General features: G+C 71.5%; 15 protein-coding genes and 1 pseudogene. 11 read left to right on the top strand and 5 right to left on the bottom strand.

The features are described from left to right. Positions 1-209: pseudogene (locus GXW76_RS22230) on the bottom strand (hypothetical protein); the annotation flags it as partial. Between the two features lie 91 nt (positions 210-300). Between GXW76_RS22230 and GXW76_RS22235 the strand changes: the two are divergent. From GXW76_RS22235 to GXW76_RS22255, 5 genes are all read left to right on the top strand, one after another. Continuing rightward, the gene (locus GXW76_RS22235; protein WP_211864299.1) at positions 301-1509 is read left to right on the top strand and encodes an MFS transporter; all 1209 of its coding nucleotides are present in this window, start codon (positions 301-303) and stop codon (positions 1507-1509) included. 20 nt (positions 1510-1529) lie between these two features. Then, positions 1530-1724: a twin transmembrane helix small protein gene (locus GXW76_RS22240; protein ID WP_211864300.1), complete on the top strand. Its 195-nt coding sequence runs from the start codon at positions 1530-1532 to the stop codon at positions 1722-1724. Between the two features lie 94 nt (positions 1725-1818). Then, a complete protein-coding gene (locus GXW76_RS22245; protein WP_211864301.1) occupies positions 1819-2568 on the top strand; it encodes an electron transfer flavoprotein subunit beta/FixA family protein in 750 nt (249 codons plus the stop codon). A 2-nt stretch (positions 2569-2570) separates the two neighbouring features. Next, the gene (locus GXW76_RS22250) at positions 2571-3503 is read left to right on the top strand and encodes an electron transfer flavoprotein subunit alpha/FixB family protein (RefSeq protein ID WP_211864302.1); all 933 of its coding nucleotides are present in this window, start codon (positions 2571-2573) and stop codon (positions 3501-3503) included. Positions 3504-3658: 155 nt separating this feature from the next. Further along, positions 3659-4537, top strand: coding sequence for a 3-hydroxybutyryl-CoA dehydrogenase (locus GXW76_RS22255; protein WP_211864303.1), 879 nt, complete (start codon positions 3659-3661; stop codon positions 4535-4537). 65 nt (positions 4538-4602) lie between these two features. Here GXW76_RS22255 and GXW76_RS22260 read toward each other — a convergent pair whose 3' ends face one another. Beyond that, positions 4603-5112, bottom strand: coding sequence for a DUF992 domain-containing protein (locus GXW76_RS22260; RefSeq protein WP_211864304.1), 510 nt, complete (start codon positions 5110-5112; stop codon positions 4603-4605). Between the two features lie 121 nt (positions 5113-5233). On the opposite strand from GXW76_RS22260, the gene GXW76_RS22265 reads away from it, so the two are divergent. From GXW76_RS22265 to GXW76_RS22275, 3 genes are all read left to right on the top strand, one after another. Beyond that, complete coding sequence (locus tag GXW76_RS22265; protein WP_211864305.1) at positions 5234-6133, top strand: NAD(P)-dependent oxidoreductase; 900 nt, start codon at positions 5234-5236, stop codon at positions 6131-6133. Continuing rightward, positions 6134-6916, top strand: a complete 783-nt coding sequence (locus GXW76_RS22270; protein WP_211864306.1) for a potassium channel family protein — start codon at positions 6134-6136, stop codon at positions 6914-6916. 96 nt (positions 6917-7012) lie between these two features. Then, the gene (locus GXW76_RS22275; protein ID WP_211864307.1) at positions 7013-7579 is read left to right on the top strand and encodes a hypothetical protein; all 567 of its coding nucleotides are present in this window, start codon (positions 7013-7015) and stop codon (positions 7577-7579) included. A 24-nt stretch (positions 7580-7603) separates the two neighbouring features. Here the strand turns inward: GXW76_RS22275 and GXW76_RS22280 are convergent, their stop codons facing one another. Beyond that, a complete protein-coding gene (locus GXW76_RS22280) occupies positions 7604-8179 on the bottom strand; it encodes a nucleotide exchange factor GrpE (protein WP_211864308.1) in 576 nt (191 codons plus the stop codon). Positions 8180-8273: 94 nt separating this feature from the next. Continuing rightward, positions 8274-9023: an aspartate/glutamate racemase family protein gene (locus GXW76_RS22285; RefSeq protein ID WP_211864309.1), complete on the bottom strand. Its 750-nt coding sequence runs from the start codon at positions 9021-9023 to the stop codon at positions 8274-8276. A 237-nt stretch (positions 9024-9260) separates the two neighbouring features. Between GXW76_RS22285 and GXW76_RS22290 the strand changes: the two genes are divergently transcribed. Genes GXW76_RS22290 through GXW76_RS22300 form a run of 3 tightly spaced genes read left to right on the top strand, consistent with a single transcriptional unit; the run spans position 9261 to position 12809 of the window. Beyond that, positions 9261-10880 carry an ABC transporter substrate-binding protein gene (locus GXW76_RS22290; protein WP_211864310.1) on the top strand — a complete coding sequence of 540 codons (1620 nt, stop codon included), beginning with the start codon at positions 9261-9263 and terminating at the stop codon, positions 10878-10880. Between the two features lie 50 nt (positions 10881-10930). Beyond that, the gene (locus GXW76_RS22295) at positions 10931-11884 is read left to right on the top strand and encodes an ABC transporter permease (RefSeq protein ID WP_211864311.1); all 954 of its coding nucleotides are present in this window, start codon (positions 10931-10933) and stop codon (positions 11882-11884) included. Between the two features lie 16 nt (positions 11885-11900). After that, positions 11901-12809, top strand: coding sequence for an ABC transporter permease (locus GXW76_RS22300; protein ID WP_211864312.1), 909 nt, complete (start codon positions 11901-11903; stop codon positions 12807-12809). A 58-nt stretch (positions 12810-12867) separates the two neighbouring features. Here the strand turns inward: GXW76_RS22300 and GXW76_RS22305 are convergent. After that, positions 12868-13690, bottom strand: an 823-nt coding sequence (locus GXW76_RS22305) for a hypothetical protein (protein WP_211864313.1), incomplete at its 5' end; no start/stop codon positions are given.

Below are 13690 nucleotides of genomic sequence, written 5' to 3' on the forward strand. Positions count from 1 at the left end.
GTCGCCTGGCGCGCGGGGGGGCTCGCCGGCTGCCGCGGGGCGGGCGCCGGCTGCGGAGTCGCGGCCGGTGGTGGTGCGAGGGTCTCGCCGGGCGGCGGAGCCAGGGGCTCCGGCGCCTCCACGGGCACGGTCTGGGCAGCGATGTGCCCACCCGCGGCGAGCAGGAGAAGGCACAGGATCGTGAGCAGGACGCGTCGAAACCCGATCATGGCGGCAGGGACCCCATCTAGCGGGGTCCGGTCAAGCGGGGCCGCCGCGGGTTGCCGATGCCGCCCGGCCGGTCCAGCATTGCACCGCAACATGAAAACATCCCCTTCCGTCTGGACCGTGATGATGGCGCTGCTCGGCGCGCATCTCGCCGGGATGGGCATTTTCCTGGCCGTCCCGGTGCTGGCGCCGGCGATAGCGGCCGAAACGGGCATTCCTGCGGCACTGGCCGGCGTCCATACGGCGCTCGTCTATGCCGGCGCATTGGTTTCGGGGCCGCTGACCGGCGCCTTCATCCACCGCTATGGCGGGATCCGGGTGCTCCAGGCCGGGCTGACGGTCTGCGGCGCGGCGGTGGCCCTGGCGACGATCGGCCATCCGGTCGCGCTGGCGCTTTCGGCGCTGCTCGGCGGCGTCGGGCACGGGCCGGTCACGCCGGCGGGCAGCCATCTGCTGGCCAGTCGCGCGCCCCCGAACCGTCGCGCGCTGATCTTCAGCCTGAAGCAGTGCGGCGTGCCGGCCGGGGCGATGCTGGTTGCGGCGCTGACGCCGTTGATCGCCGCCGTCGGGGGCTGGCGGGCCGGGGTGCTCGCGGTGGCGGCGGTGCTGGTGGCCATGGCGCTGGTGCTGCAGCCGTTGCGCGCGCAGCTGGACGCCGAGCGCGACAGGACCGCCCGGCTCGGCAGCCCGGGGGCGGCCTGGCGGGCGGCGCTGGGCAGCCTCGCCATCCTGCGGGACGTGCCGGTGCTGCGGCGGATGACCTTCATGTCGGCGCTCTACGGCATATCCCAGTTCTGCTTTTCCTCCTTCTTCGTGGTCTTCCAGGTCGAGGCGCTCGGCGTCCCGCTGACCGAGGCGGGCTTCCGCCTGGCCCTGGCACAGGCGGCGGGGGTGGCGGGGCGCGTGCTCTGGGGCCTGGTGGCGGACCGGACGGGGGCGCGGCCCGTGCTGGTCGGGCTCGGGCTGGCGGCGGCGGCCTCCGGCGCCGTGCTCCTGCTGGCAGGGCCGTCCTGGCCGGGCATCGTCGTCACCCTGGCGGGGATGGGCATGGGGGCGACGGCGATCGGCTGGAACGGCGTCTTCCTGGCCGAGACGGCGCGGCTCGCGCCCACGGGCAGGGTCGGCGCCGCCACCGCGGCGACCGGTTTCGTCTTCGGGGCCTGCATGCTGGCGGGGCCGCCGCTTTTCTCGGCCATGGTCCAGGCCTCGGGCGGCTATGCCCTGGGTTTCGGCTTCTGCGCCGCCACCGCCCTGCTCGGTGCAGCCCTGGTGCGCGGCGCCAGGGCTGGCGCCCGGGCCTGAATCGGGTCTAGGAGGCGCCGATGATTACGGTCCTGACGATCCTGGTCGGCCTCGCCATGCTCGCGACCCTCGGCGTGCTGCTGGCCGGCATCCTCGGGATGGCGGGCGGGAGCGGCGATTCGCGGCGCTCCAACCTGCTGATGCGCTGGCGCATCGGGCTGCAGTTTATCGCCCTTGCGCTCTTCGCAATCCTGTTGCTGCTGCTGAAGCAGTAGGGCACGGAAACTTGCCCTGACCCGGGGCCCCTCGTAATTTGCGGCGCGCGCGACCCCGGGGCGCGCCCCAATCCAGAAGGCACACGGTCGAACGATGAAGGTCCTCGTCCCCGTCAAGCGGGTGGTCGATTACAACGTGAAGGTCCGCGTGAAGGCGGACGGCACGGGCGTCGAGACGGCGAACGTCAAGATGTCCATGAACCCGTTCGACGAGATCGCGGTCGAGGAAGCGGTGCGCCTGAAGGAAAAAGGCGTCGCGACCGAGATCGTCGCGATCTCCGCCGGGCCGAGCGCGGCGCAGGAGCAGATCCGCACCGCGCTCGCCATGGGCGCGGACCGCGGCATCCTCGTCGAGCATGACGGGGTGCTGGAACCCCTCGCGGTCGCCAAGATCCTCAAGGCGATCGTCGAGAAGGAAGGCCCGGCGCTGGTCATCCTCGGCAAGCAGGCGATCGACGACGACATGAGCGCCACCGGCCAGATGCTGGCGGCGCTGCTCGGCTGGGGCCAGGGCACCTTCGCCTCCAAGGTCGAGAAGGACGGCGAGGCGCTCAAGGTCACCCGCGAGATCGACGGCGGCCTCGAGACCGTCTCGCTCAAGCTGCCGGCGATCGTGACCACCGACCTGCGGTTGAACGAGCCGCGCTACGCCTCGCTGCCGAACATCATGAAGGCGCGCAAGAAGCCGATCGAGACGGTGAAGCCGGCCGACCTCGGCGTGGACGTGACGCCGCGCCTGACCGTGCTGAAGGTCGAGGAGCCCGCGAAGCGGCAGGCCGGCAAGAAGGTGGGCTCCGTGCAGGAGCTCGTCGAGAAGCTGCGCAACGAAGCGAAGGTGATCTGACCATGACCGTCCTCGTTCTCGCCGACCACAAGGACGGCGCGCTGACGCAGCCGACGCGGAGCACGGTCGCCGCGGCGCAGAAGCTCGGTGACGTGCATGTGATCGCCGTGGGTGAAGGCGCGGCCGCGGCCGGCGCCGCGGCGGCGAAGCTGCCCGGCGTGGCCAAGGTCCTGACCGCCGAGGGCGGCGCCGTGGCGCATGGCCTCGCGGAGCCGGTGGCGGCGCTGCTGGTTTCGCTCGCCGGTTCCTACTCCCACCTGCTCGCCCCGGCCTCGGCCGCTGGCAAGAACGTGATGCCGCGCGTGGCCGCGCTGCTCGACGTGCAGGTGCTGTCCGATGTCTGCGGCGTGGTGGACGCCGACACCTTCGTCCGCCCGATCTACGCGGGCAACGCGCTGGCCACCGTGAAGTCGGCCGACGCGAAGAAGGTGATGACGGTGCGCGCCACCTCCTTCGACCCGGTGCCGGCCGAGGGCGGCAACGCCCCGGTGGAAGCCGCCCCGGCCGCCGCCGACCCCGGCCTGTCCACCTTCCTGGGCGCCGAGATCGTGAAGTCCGAGCGGCCGGAACTGACCGCCGCCCGGGTCGTCATCTCCGGTGGTCGCGCCATGGCCTCGGCCGAGAACTTCGCCATCCTGGAAAAGGTGGCGGACATCCTCGGCGCCGCGGTCGGCGCTTCCCGCGCCGCGGTCGATGCAGGCTACGCGCCGAACGACATGCAGGTCGGCCAGACCGGCAAGATCGTGGCGCCGGAACTCTACATCGCCGTCGGCATCTCGGGCGCGATCCAGCACCTGGCCGGCATGAAGGACAGCAAGGTCATCGTCGCCATCAACAAGGACGAGGAGGCGCCGATCTTCCAGGTCGCCGACTACGGCCTGGTGGCGGACCTGTTCAAGGCGGTGCCGGAACTCGAGGCCGAACTGTCGAAGTGAAGGTCGGGGGAGGGTGAACCTCCCCCGAACCCCCTCCCTTCTTTGTCGTCTTGGCGCCGACCGCCGCCGTCAGTTCCCAGGTTCCAAAGAAGGTTGAGGGGGGCTCGGGGGGAGAAGTTCTCTTCTCCCCCCGTTTTCCGTTTCTGGAGGATCGAATGGCTGAGATCGCGAAGGTTGGCGTCATCGGCGCCGGGCTCATGGGCAACGGCATCGCGCATGTCGCCGCACTTTCGGGCCTTCCCGTGGTGCTGATGGACGTGCAGCAGGCCGCGCTCGACAAGGCGCTCGCCACCCTGTCCGGCAACATGGACCGGCAGGTGAAGAAGGCCATCATCACGCCCGACGACAAGGCCGCCGCGCTGGCCCGCATCACGACGACCACGACCAACGACGCCTTCGCCGATTGCGACATCGTCATCGAGGCGGCGACCGAGAACGAGGACCTCAAGCGCAAGATCTATGCCGCGCTGACGCCGAAGCTGAAGGCGGATGCGATCCTCGCGTCGAACACCTCCTCCATCCCCATCACGCGCCTCGCGGCCGCCACCGACCGGCCGGGCCGCTTCATCGGCATGCACTTCTTCAACCCCGTGCCGATGATGAAGCTGGTGGAGATCATCCGCGGCCTCGCCACCGACGACGCGACCTGCGCGGCAGTCGAGGCGCTGGCGAAGCGCATGGGCAAGACGCCGGTCCCCGCCGGAGACTGGCCGGGCTTCGTGGTCAACCGCGTGCTCTGCCCGATGCTGAACGAGGCCATCCAGGCGCTGATGGAAGGCGTCGGCGACGTGCGCGCGATCGACGATGGCATGAAGCTCGGCGCCAACCACCCGATGGGGCCGCTGGAACTGGCCGACTTCGTGGGGCTCGACACGCTGCTGAGCGTGATGAAGGTGCTGCACGAAGGGCTGGGGGATCCGAAGTACCGGCCCTCGCCGCTGCTCGCGAAGTATGTCGAGGCCGGCTGGCTCGGCCGGAAGTCCGGCCGCGGCTTCTACGACTACTCGACGACGCCGCCGACGCCGACGCGGTGAGACGAAGGGGCCAGGCCCCTTCGCCCATGTGACCATCCGGGAGGGGCGGTGCCCCCCCGGCCCGGTCATCGTGCCGCCGCCAGGGTCAGTTCCCCGACGCCGAGCGCGATGTTCAGCCCGGTATTGCCCTCCACGCTCAGCGGCTGGAGCGTGATGTTGCGGTTGCCCCCGCCGACGAGGACATTCGCGCCGACGCCGACGCCGGCCGTCGCACCGGCGGACACGCCGGCATAGGTGCCGGCCAGGGCGCCCGGGGCCACGTCGCCCGAGGAGGCGACGACGCCCCACAGCATCACGGCCGAGCTGGTGAAGCCGACATCCACGCCATAGCGCTTGATCTCGCCCGTGTAGCGCTCGGCCCGGCCGCTCGTCGGCGTGAAGACGCAGGTGGTGTCGCGGGTGGAACCGAAGACGAAGCTCGTGCCCGGCGCGACGTCGCAGCGCAGCGTGCCGGCGCGCACATGCCCGGTCTGCTGTGGGCTGGGCGTGGCGGCCGAGGACTGCGCGAAGGCCGGTGCCGCAGCCAGGAGCCCGATGCCGAGCGCGGCCGCGATTCCGGAACGGATGTGACGCATGGCGATGATCCTTCCTGAATGATCCGGGGTGCGGCTGTCGCCACGTTCCCGCCTTGGCTCAACGCCGGCGGCGCGGCATGGTTTCGCCTTGGACCGGTGCGTCGTGGGAAGGAAGCCGATCATGGAATTGATGACACCGCCGGCACGCGTCGCCTTCATCGGCATGGGCGTGATGGGCGCCGCGATGGCCGCGAACGTCATGAAGGCGGGCTTCGCGCTGACCGTCGCCTCCCGCAGCAAGGCCAAGGCGGAAGCCCTGATCGCTGCCGGGGCGGAATGGGCGCCGACGGCGCAGGACGCGGCGGATGGGGCGGCCTGCGTCTGCCTCTGCGTGCCCGACACGCCCGATGTCGAACAGGTGCTGTTCGGGGAGGAAGGCGTGATCCATGGCGCGGCCCCTGGCACGGTGGTGATCGACTTCTCGACCATCGCCGCCGGTGCCGCCGCGGATTTCGCGCGGCGGATGGCAGAACGCGGCGTCATCCTCCTCGACAGCCCGGTGTCGGGTGGGCCGCAGGGTGCGATCGATGGCACCCTCACCTGCATGGTGGGCGGCGACGGTGCCGGCTTCTCGGCCGCGCGCCAGGTCTTCGACGCGGTCGGAAAGACGATCACGTTGCTCGGCCCCGCGGGCTCGGGGCAGATCTGCAAGTCGGCCAACCAGCTCATCATCACCAGCGCCATGCAGGCGGTGGCGGAGGCGCTGGCCATGGGCCGCAAGGCCGGGCTGGATCCCATGCTGATGCGCCAGGCACTGCTCGGCGGTTCGGCGCGGTCATTCGTGCTGGAGAACCATGCGAAGCGCATGCTCGACCGCAGCTTCAAGCCGGGCTTCCGCGCGGAGCTGATGCGCAAGGACATGCGCCTGGCCCTCGGCGCGGTGCGGGAGAACGGCGTCTTCGCCCCGGCGACCGCGCTCGCCGCGCAGATGATGGAGGCGGTGGTGAACTCGGGCCGCGGCGGGGACGACTGCGCCTCGCTCGGCGCGCTGGTGGCCGAGCTTTCCGGACTGCGGGACTGAATGCTGCTGCCGACCACCCCGCTCCGGGCGCGGCTGCACCACCTCTATTACGGCACGGCGCCGGATAGCCGCCGCTTCCGTTACGCCGTGCTGACCTTCGACGTCATCACCATCCTCTTCGTCATCGGCACGTCCTTCATCCCGCGCAGCGCGACGATCGGGGTGATCGACGTGGTCGTCGGGCTGGTGCTGGCGTTGGAGTTCGTCACCCGCCTCGCGGGCAGCCGGCGCCCGCTGCGGGAGGCGCTGCGCGTCACATCGCTCGCGGACCTCCTCGCCATCGCCTCCTTCCTCGCACCCGTGACGGGGGAGGCGGCGGGCTTCCTGCGCATCATGCGCACGCTGCGGCTGATCCACTCCTACCGGATGCTGGCGATGCTGCGGGAGGACTTCCCCCGCTTCCGCCGCCACGAGGAAGCCTTCCTCGCCGCGGCGCATCTCGGCGTCTTCATCTTCATCATGACCGCGGTCGTGTACGAGACGCAGCACGGGGCCAACCCGCACATCGCGCACTATGCCGATGCGCTCTACTTCACCGTCACGGCGCTGACGACGACCGGTTTCGGGGACATCACCCTGCCGGGGACCACGGGGCGGCTGATTTCCGTCGTCATCATGATCGCCGGAGTCACGCTCTTCCTGCGGCTGGCCCAGGCGCTGTTCCGGCCATCAAAGGTGCGCTTCACCTGCCACTCCTGCGGGCTGCAGCGGCACGAGCCGGACGCGGTGCACTGCAAGGCCTGCGGCGCGCTGCTGAACATCCCGGACGAGGGGATCGACTGATGCGCCCCGCGCGTCAGGCACGCCGCCCGCCCGCCGGATTACAGGCGCTCCCGAACTGATCTAGGCTTGCCCCAACGCCCACCGCGAGGAGAGTCCATGCGCGCCGCCCTTCGTTCTTCCATCGCCGCGGCCGTCGCATTCGGCGCCCTGGCGCTCGCGGGCCCGGCGCTGGCCCAGAGCGTCTGCCCCGGCAGCGTGTCCGCCAATGCCTACGCGCCGGTGCCGCGCAACGCCGCCATCACCGTGCCCGACCGCGCGCAGACCGAGAATGAGAGGCGCCTGCGCGGGGCCGTGCTCGCCGCGCTGCAGGGCACCGGGCGCCGGGTGGCGGCCGATGCGCCCTATGTCCTGTCCTGGCACGGCGGCGTCGCCGCCGAGGGCGACAATTTCGGCGGCTTCTCCGACACGCTGCAGGACCGCTCCTTCCGCGAGAGCGACGACCTCTCCTGGGCGCATGACGTGCCGCGCATGGGCGGGCGGCGCGTCCCGGCGCTGCGCGTCAGCGGCGTGGTGGAACTGCGGGAGCGCGCCACCAACCGGATCGTCTGGAGCGCCATGCTCACCTGCACGCGCCACGGCACGGATGACGAGGCGCTGTTCGGGCACCTCGCCACGGCAGTGGCGCCGCTGATCGGGCAGTCGGTGGCCGGGCGGGCCTTCTGAGCGGAAGGCCCGCCGCGGCCGGCGTCAGCCGCCGGCATTGCCCGCAACCACCACCATCGCCGGCTTGATCAGCCGGCCGTTCAGGGTCCAGGCCGGGGTCCAGCAGGCGGTGACGGTGCCGGGGGCGACCCCCTCCGGTGCCGGCTGCTCGGCCATGGCCTGGTGCATCTCCGGGTCGAAGGCCTTGCCGGTCGGGTCGTCCTTGCGCACGCCGTTGCGCTCGAGGATGCCGAGGAAGGAACGTTCCACCCCCTCGAAGCCCTCGCGCATCTTGGTGATGGCCTCGGCCTCGCCCTCCGCCTTCGGCGGCAGGACATCGAGGCCGCGGCGGAGGTTCTCCGCCGCCTCGACCACCTCGCGGGCAAACTTCTGGGTGGCGAAGGCGCGTGCCTCCTGCACCTCCCGCTGGGTGCGGGCCCGGAGGTTCTGCATCTCCGCCTCGGCGCGCAGCCACTTGTCCTTCAGCGCCGCGGCCTCGGCCTCGAGGGCGGCGATGCGTTCCTCCGGCGTCGGCTCGGCCGGGGCCTCGGGGGCCGCCGCCGCAGTGGCGGTGGCCTCCTGGGCGCGCGTATCGGTCGGGGTGTCCTGGTTCTCGCTCATCTCGGGATCGCGTCTCGTATCGCGTGGGGCGGCCGGGCGGCCATCGGGGTTGGCCTTCACCTAGGCGCCTCGGGGGGCGGGGACAAGGCGTAGCTCATGCATGGGCATCCGCCAGCAGCCGGCCGAGCGCCGGCAGTAGCCCCGCCTGCGGGGCCTGGCCGACGCGCGGCGGGGCGGCGGATGGCGGGCCGAGCGCGGCCGCCAGGGCGCAATCCAGGCTGTCCAGCACCGGCACCGGGACATGCGGCGCGACCCGGGGGGCGAGTCCCGCCAGGCCCGCCCCGCCGAGGACCACGGCGCCAGCGCCGTCCCGCGCGGCCTCCATGGCCGCCCCGACCAGCAGGGCCACGGCGCCGTCCGGGTCGCGGGCGATCATGTCCCCGGTGGGTGCCACCCCGCGCACCAGCACCCGGTCGGGGCCATGGCCACGCAGCAGGGCGAATTCCTGGAGCATCGGGATCCAGAGGGCGCCGCCGGTCAGCAGCGCGATCCGCGGAGCCAAGGCGAGCCCCGCGGCGAGCGACGCCTCCGCCATGCCGAAGACCGGGATGGGAAGCACTTCCCGCGCCGCCTCGATGCCCGGCTCGCCGAAGCAGCCGATGACCGCGGCGCCGAAGCCGCGCGGGTTGTCGCGGCCGACATGCTCGGCCAGCGCGGCGAGCACCGCATGGCCGGCGATCGCCACCGCTGCCCGCGTGGCGATGTAGCGCGCGCCGAACGGCGCGGTGGCCGGGACGATCTCGGCTGGCGGCAGGCCGAGGCGCGGAAGCGCTTCCGCCGCGCGCGCGGCGAGCAGGTCGGTGATCGCGGGGTCGGTGTTGCCGTTCAGCAGCAGCAGGCGCATCGCTGAGGATCGGCACGGCCGGACGGGCGGCGCAAGTGCGGCCATGCCATCGTGCAGCCTGCCTCGGTTCTAGGCAGCGGTGGCCCCGTCGGTGCAGGATATCGACGGGTCGGCCATGGCATGACCCTTGCTGCGACCATGAACGCCGGGGTGGTAACCCCGCGGCTGCGATCCACGCCGCGGGCAATGAGAAGGCCGCGCCGGTCCTGGGGACAACGTCACTGGAGGACATGGCCGATGCGTCTGCGACGCTTGCTTCTCACCGCCTGCCTGGCCGCGCTGCCGGCCCTGGCGATCGCGCCTGCCGCACAGGCGCAGGGCACCATCCGCATCGGCATGACCGCGGCGGACATCCCGCTGACCAACGGCCAGCCGGACCAGGGCTTCGAGGGCAACCGCTTCACCGGCATCCCGCTCTTCGACAGCCTGACGATGTGGGACCTGTCCTCCGCCGAGCGGCCATCCGTGGTCATTCCGGGCCTGGCCACCGAATGGCGTTCGGACCCCAACGACCGCACGCGCTGGATCTTCACCCTGCGGCGCGGCGTGCGCTTCCATGACGGCTCCCCCTTCAATGCCGATGCCGTGGTGTGGAACGTGCGCAAGGTGCTGGACCGCGAGGCGCCGCACTTCGACCCGCGCCAGGTCGGCGTGACCGCCTCGCGCATGCCGACGCTGCGCCGCGCCGAGAAGATCGACGACGACACGGTCGCGCTGATCACCAGCGAGCCGGACAGCCTGCTGCCGATCAACCTGACCAACCTCTTCATGGCCTCGCCGGCGCAGTGGCAGCGCTTCCGTGACGCCAACCCGAACGCCGAGGCGGCCTGGAACGCCTTCGCGCGCGAGCCCTCGGGCACCGGCCCCTTCCGCCTGACCCGGTTCGTCCCGCGCGAGCGCGTCGAATACGCCCGCTTCGACGGCTACTGGGGCGACAAGGCGCGCGCCGAGCGCATCGTCCTGCTGCCGATCCCCGAGGCGAATGCCCGTACTGCCGCGCTGCTCTCGAACCAGGTGGACTGGATCGAGGCGCCGGCCCCGGACGCCATCCCGCAACTGCGCCAGCGCGGCATGGTCATCACATCCAACGCGCAGCCGCATGTCTGGCCGTGGCAGCCCTGCTTCACGGAGACTTCCCCGTTGCGCGACGTGCGCGTGCGGCGGGCGCTGAACCTCGCCATCGACCGGGAGGGGCTGCGCACGCTGCTCGGCGGGCTGATGGCCGCGCCCGTCGGCACGGTGCCGAACGGCCATCCCTGGTGGGGCAACCCATCGTTCAACATCCGCCACGACAAGGCCGAGGCACGCCGCCTGCTGGCCGAGGCCGGCTACGGCCCCAGCCGCCCGCTGAACCTGCGCGTGCAGATCTCGGCCTCCGGCTCCGGCCAGATGCAGCCGCTGCCGATGAACGAGTTCGTACAGCAGGAACTCAAGGAGGTCGGGGTCAACGTCGAGTTCGACGTGATCGAGTGGAACACCCTCTTCAGCAACTGGCGCAATGGCTGCCAGCACGCCTCGGCACGCGGGGCGCATGCGATCAACGTGTCCTTCGCCGCGATGGACCCGTTCTTCGCCATGGTGCGATTCTGGGATTCGAAGATGGCGCCGCCGGTTTCCAACAACTGGGGCCACTTCAACGACCCGCGCTTCGACGAGATGATCCGCACCGCCCGCAACAGCTTCGACCCGGCGGAGCGCGATGCCGCCCTGGCCCGCCTGCACGCCGCCGGCGTGGACGAGGCCCTGTTCATCTGGATCGCGCATGACGTGGCGCCGCGCGCCATGTCCCCGCGCATCCGCGGCTATGTCCAGCCGCAATCCTGGTTCGTTGACCTGCGCTTGCCTTACCTCCAATGAGGTCACAGCACCGGGCGGGCACGAACCCGCCCGGCGCCTGAGGAGACGAGATGCTTTTCTACCTGATCCGCCGCGTGCTCTACGCCATCCCGATCGCCCTCGCGGTCGGCTTCGTCTGCTTCATGCTGGTGCAGATCGCGCCGGGCGACCCGATCAACGCGATCGTGCCCCCCGATGCGCCGGGCGACGTGGTGGAACAGGTCCGCCGCGAATATGGCCTCGACAAGCCATTGCCGATTCAGTTCGGCCTCTGGCTGATGAAGGTGGTGCAGGGGGATCTCGGGCGGTCGCTGGCTTCGGGGCGGAGCGTGTGGTCGGACCTCTCGGGCGCGATCGCCAATACGCTGATGCTGGCGATCGTTGCTTCCCTGCTCGGCTTCACGCTCGGCTGCCTGCTGGGCGGGCTGGCGGGCACCTTCCGCGGGTCGTTCATCGACCGCGCGGCGGTGGGCATCGCGGTGGCCGGCGTGTCGGTGCCGCACTACTGGCTCGGCATGGTGCTGGTGGTGCTGTTCTCGGTGCAGCTCAACTGGCTGCCGGCCATGGGGGCGGGGCCGGGCGGGTCCTCCGACTGGGCGTGGAACTGGGAACACATCCAGCACCTGGTCCTGCCCGCGGTGACGCTGGCGGTGATCCCGATGGGCATCGTCACGCGCACGGTGCGCGGCATCATCGCCGAGATCATGAGCCAGGAATTCGTCACCGCCCTGCGCGGCAAGGGGCTGACGCGCACGGGCATCTTCCTGCATGTGGTGAAGAACGCGGCGCCGAACGCGCTGGCGGTGATGGGCCTGCAGCTCGGCTACCTGATGGGCGGGTCGATCCTGGTCGAGACCGTGTTCTCCTGGCCCGGCACCGGGCTGTTGCTGAACAACGCGATCTTCCAGCGCGACCTGCCGGTGCTGCAGGGCACCATCCTGGTCCTGGCGATGTTCTTCGTCGCGCTGAACCTGGTCGTGGACCTGGTGCAGACGGCGCTCGATCCGCGGATCAAGCGGGCCTGAACGGGGGAGAGAGGGAATGAGCACCACCACCCCGACCGCCGCCGAGGCGGAACTCGCGGTCCAGGCGAAGCAGGCTGTCGTGAAGAGCCAGGGCTACTGGGCCGGCGTGTGGAAGCGGCTCCGGCGGGACCCGCTGACGATCGCCTGCGCGCTTGTCCTGCTGCTGATGTTCCTCGCGATCGTCTTCGCGCCGCTGCTGGCGCCGCACGATCCGTACCAGGGCTCGATGATCCGCCGCCTGCGTCCGATCGGCACGCCCAACTATCCGCTCGGCACGGACGAGCTCGGCCGCGACATCCTCACGCGCCTGCTCTACGGCGGGCGGCTGTCCTGGTTCATCGGCATCACGCCGGTGGCGCTGGCCTTCGTCATCGGCACCGTGCTGGGCGTCCTGGCGGGCTTCGCCGGCGGCAAGGTGAACATGGCCATCATGCGTACGACGGACGTCTTCTACGCCTTCCCGTCGGTGCTGCTGGCCGTCGCGATCTCGGGCGCGCTGGGCGCGGGCATCGTCAACGCGATCCTGGCGCTGACGCTGGTCTTCATCCCGCCGATCATCCGCGTGGCGGAAAGCGTGACGACGGGCGTGCGCAACCTCGACTTCGTGGATGCGGCGCGGGCGTCGGGCGCCTCGGCCTTCACCATCGTGCGGGTGCATGTGCTGGGCAACGTGCTGGGGCCGATCTTCGTCTATGCGACCTCGCTGATCAGCGTGTGCATGATCCTGGCCTCGGGCCTGTCCTTCCTCGGCCTCGGCACCAAGCCGCCCGAGCCGGAATGGGGCCTGATGCTGAACACTCTGCGCACGGCGATCTACGTGCAGCCCTGGGTGGCGGTGCTGCCGGGGGCTTGCATCTTCGTGACGTCCATCTGCTTCAACCTGCTGAGCGACGGGCTCAGGCAGGCGATGGATGTGAAGGGCTGATCCGCCGCGGGCGGATCGGCGACTGGGCGCGCGAGGGCATCACCCTCGCCGCCCTGCGCTACCGTGACTGCAGCAGCAGGTCCCGCGCCGCCGTCGTCGCCGCCATGACCTCCTGCGCCACCAGCGACGCATTCTCCGGCCGGCAATAGTCGGCGAGCGGGCGGCAATCCGCCTCGCCGCCGGCCGCGCCTTCCCACGGCGCGGGCTGGGACCAGGTCAGGGACGGGGATGGCGTCGCCTGGGCCACCGGCCGGACGAAGCGCGCTTCCCGCCCCGGTGCGGACCACAGCGTGCCGACCTCCACGCCGTAGTGGCCGGCTTCGCGGCACTGGCGCAGCACCACGCGCGTCAGCCGCACCTGCCACATCGCGACGGGCGGCGCGGCGCCGCGGCGGCCGGACGGGGCGGGCGGCGGCGGCGGCGTGACGGTCCCGGCGAGATGCCGTTCCAGCGCCTCGGGGGCCGCCTGGGCGGCGAGGCCTTCGAGGCACGGGCGCCAGTCGCGCTGCACCTGGCCGCGATGGATCGCCTCTGCGCCGGCGACCACGCCGCCCAGCGCGGCGACGCCGAGGGCGCCCGCGAAGAAGGGCAGGGCGAACAGCGCACCATAGGGCCCGCCGCTCGCCCCGGCCTGCATCCCGACAGAGGCAATGCCGCCGGCGACGCCGAAGGTGCCGCGGCTTCCGGCGCGGCTGGCGAAATCCTCCCAGTTGATCGCGGCCTGCCAGGCGGTGCGGTCGGTCCCCGGTTCGATGCGTGCGGGCGCCGGCCAGCCGCGCTGCGCCTCGGCGATGCTGAAGGGGGCAGCGAGGGCAGTGCGCTGCGGCCCGGGGAACGCGGGCAGGGGCGGGCGCGCCGCCGGCGGGTCCGCCACCGGTGCG

It is taken from the genome of Neoroseomonas soli, from assembly GCF_018129065.1.
Classification (GTDB): domain Bacteria; phylum Pseudomonadota; class Alphaproteobacteria; order Acetobacterales; family Acetobacteraceae; genus Neoroseomonas; species Neoroseomonas soli.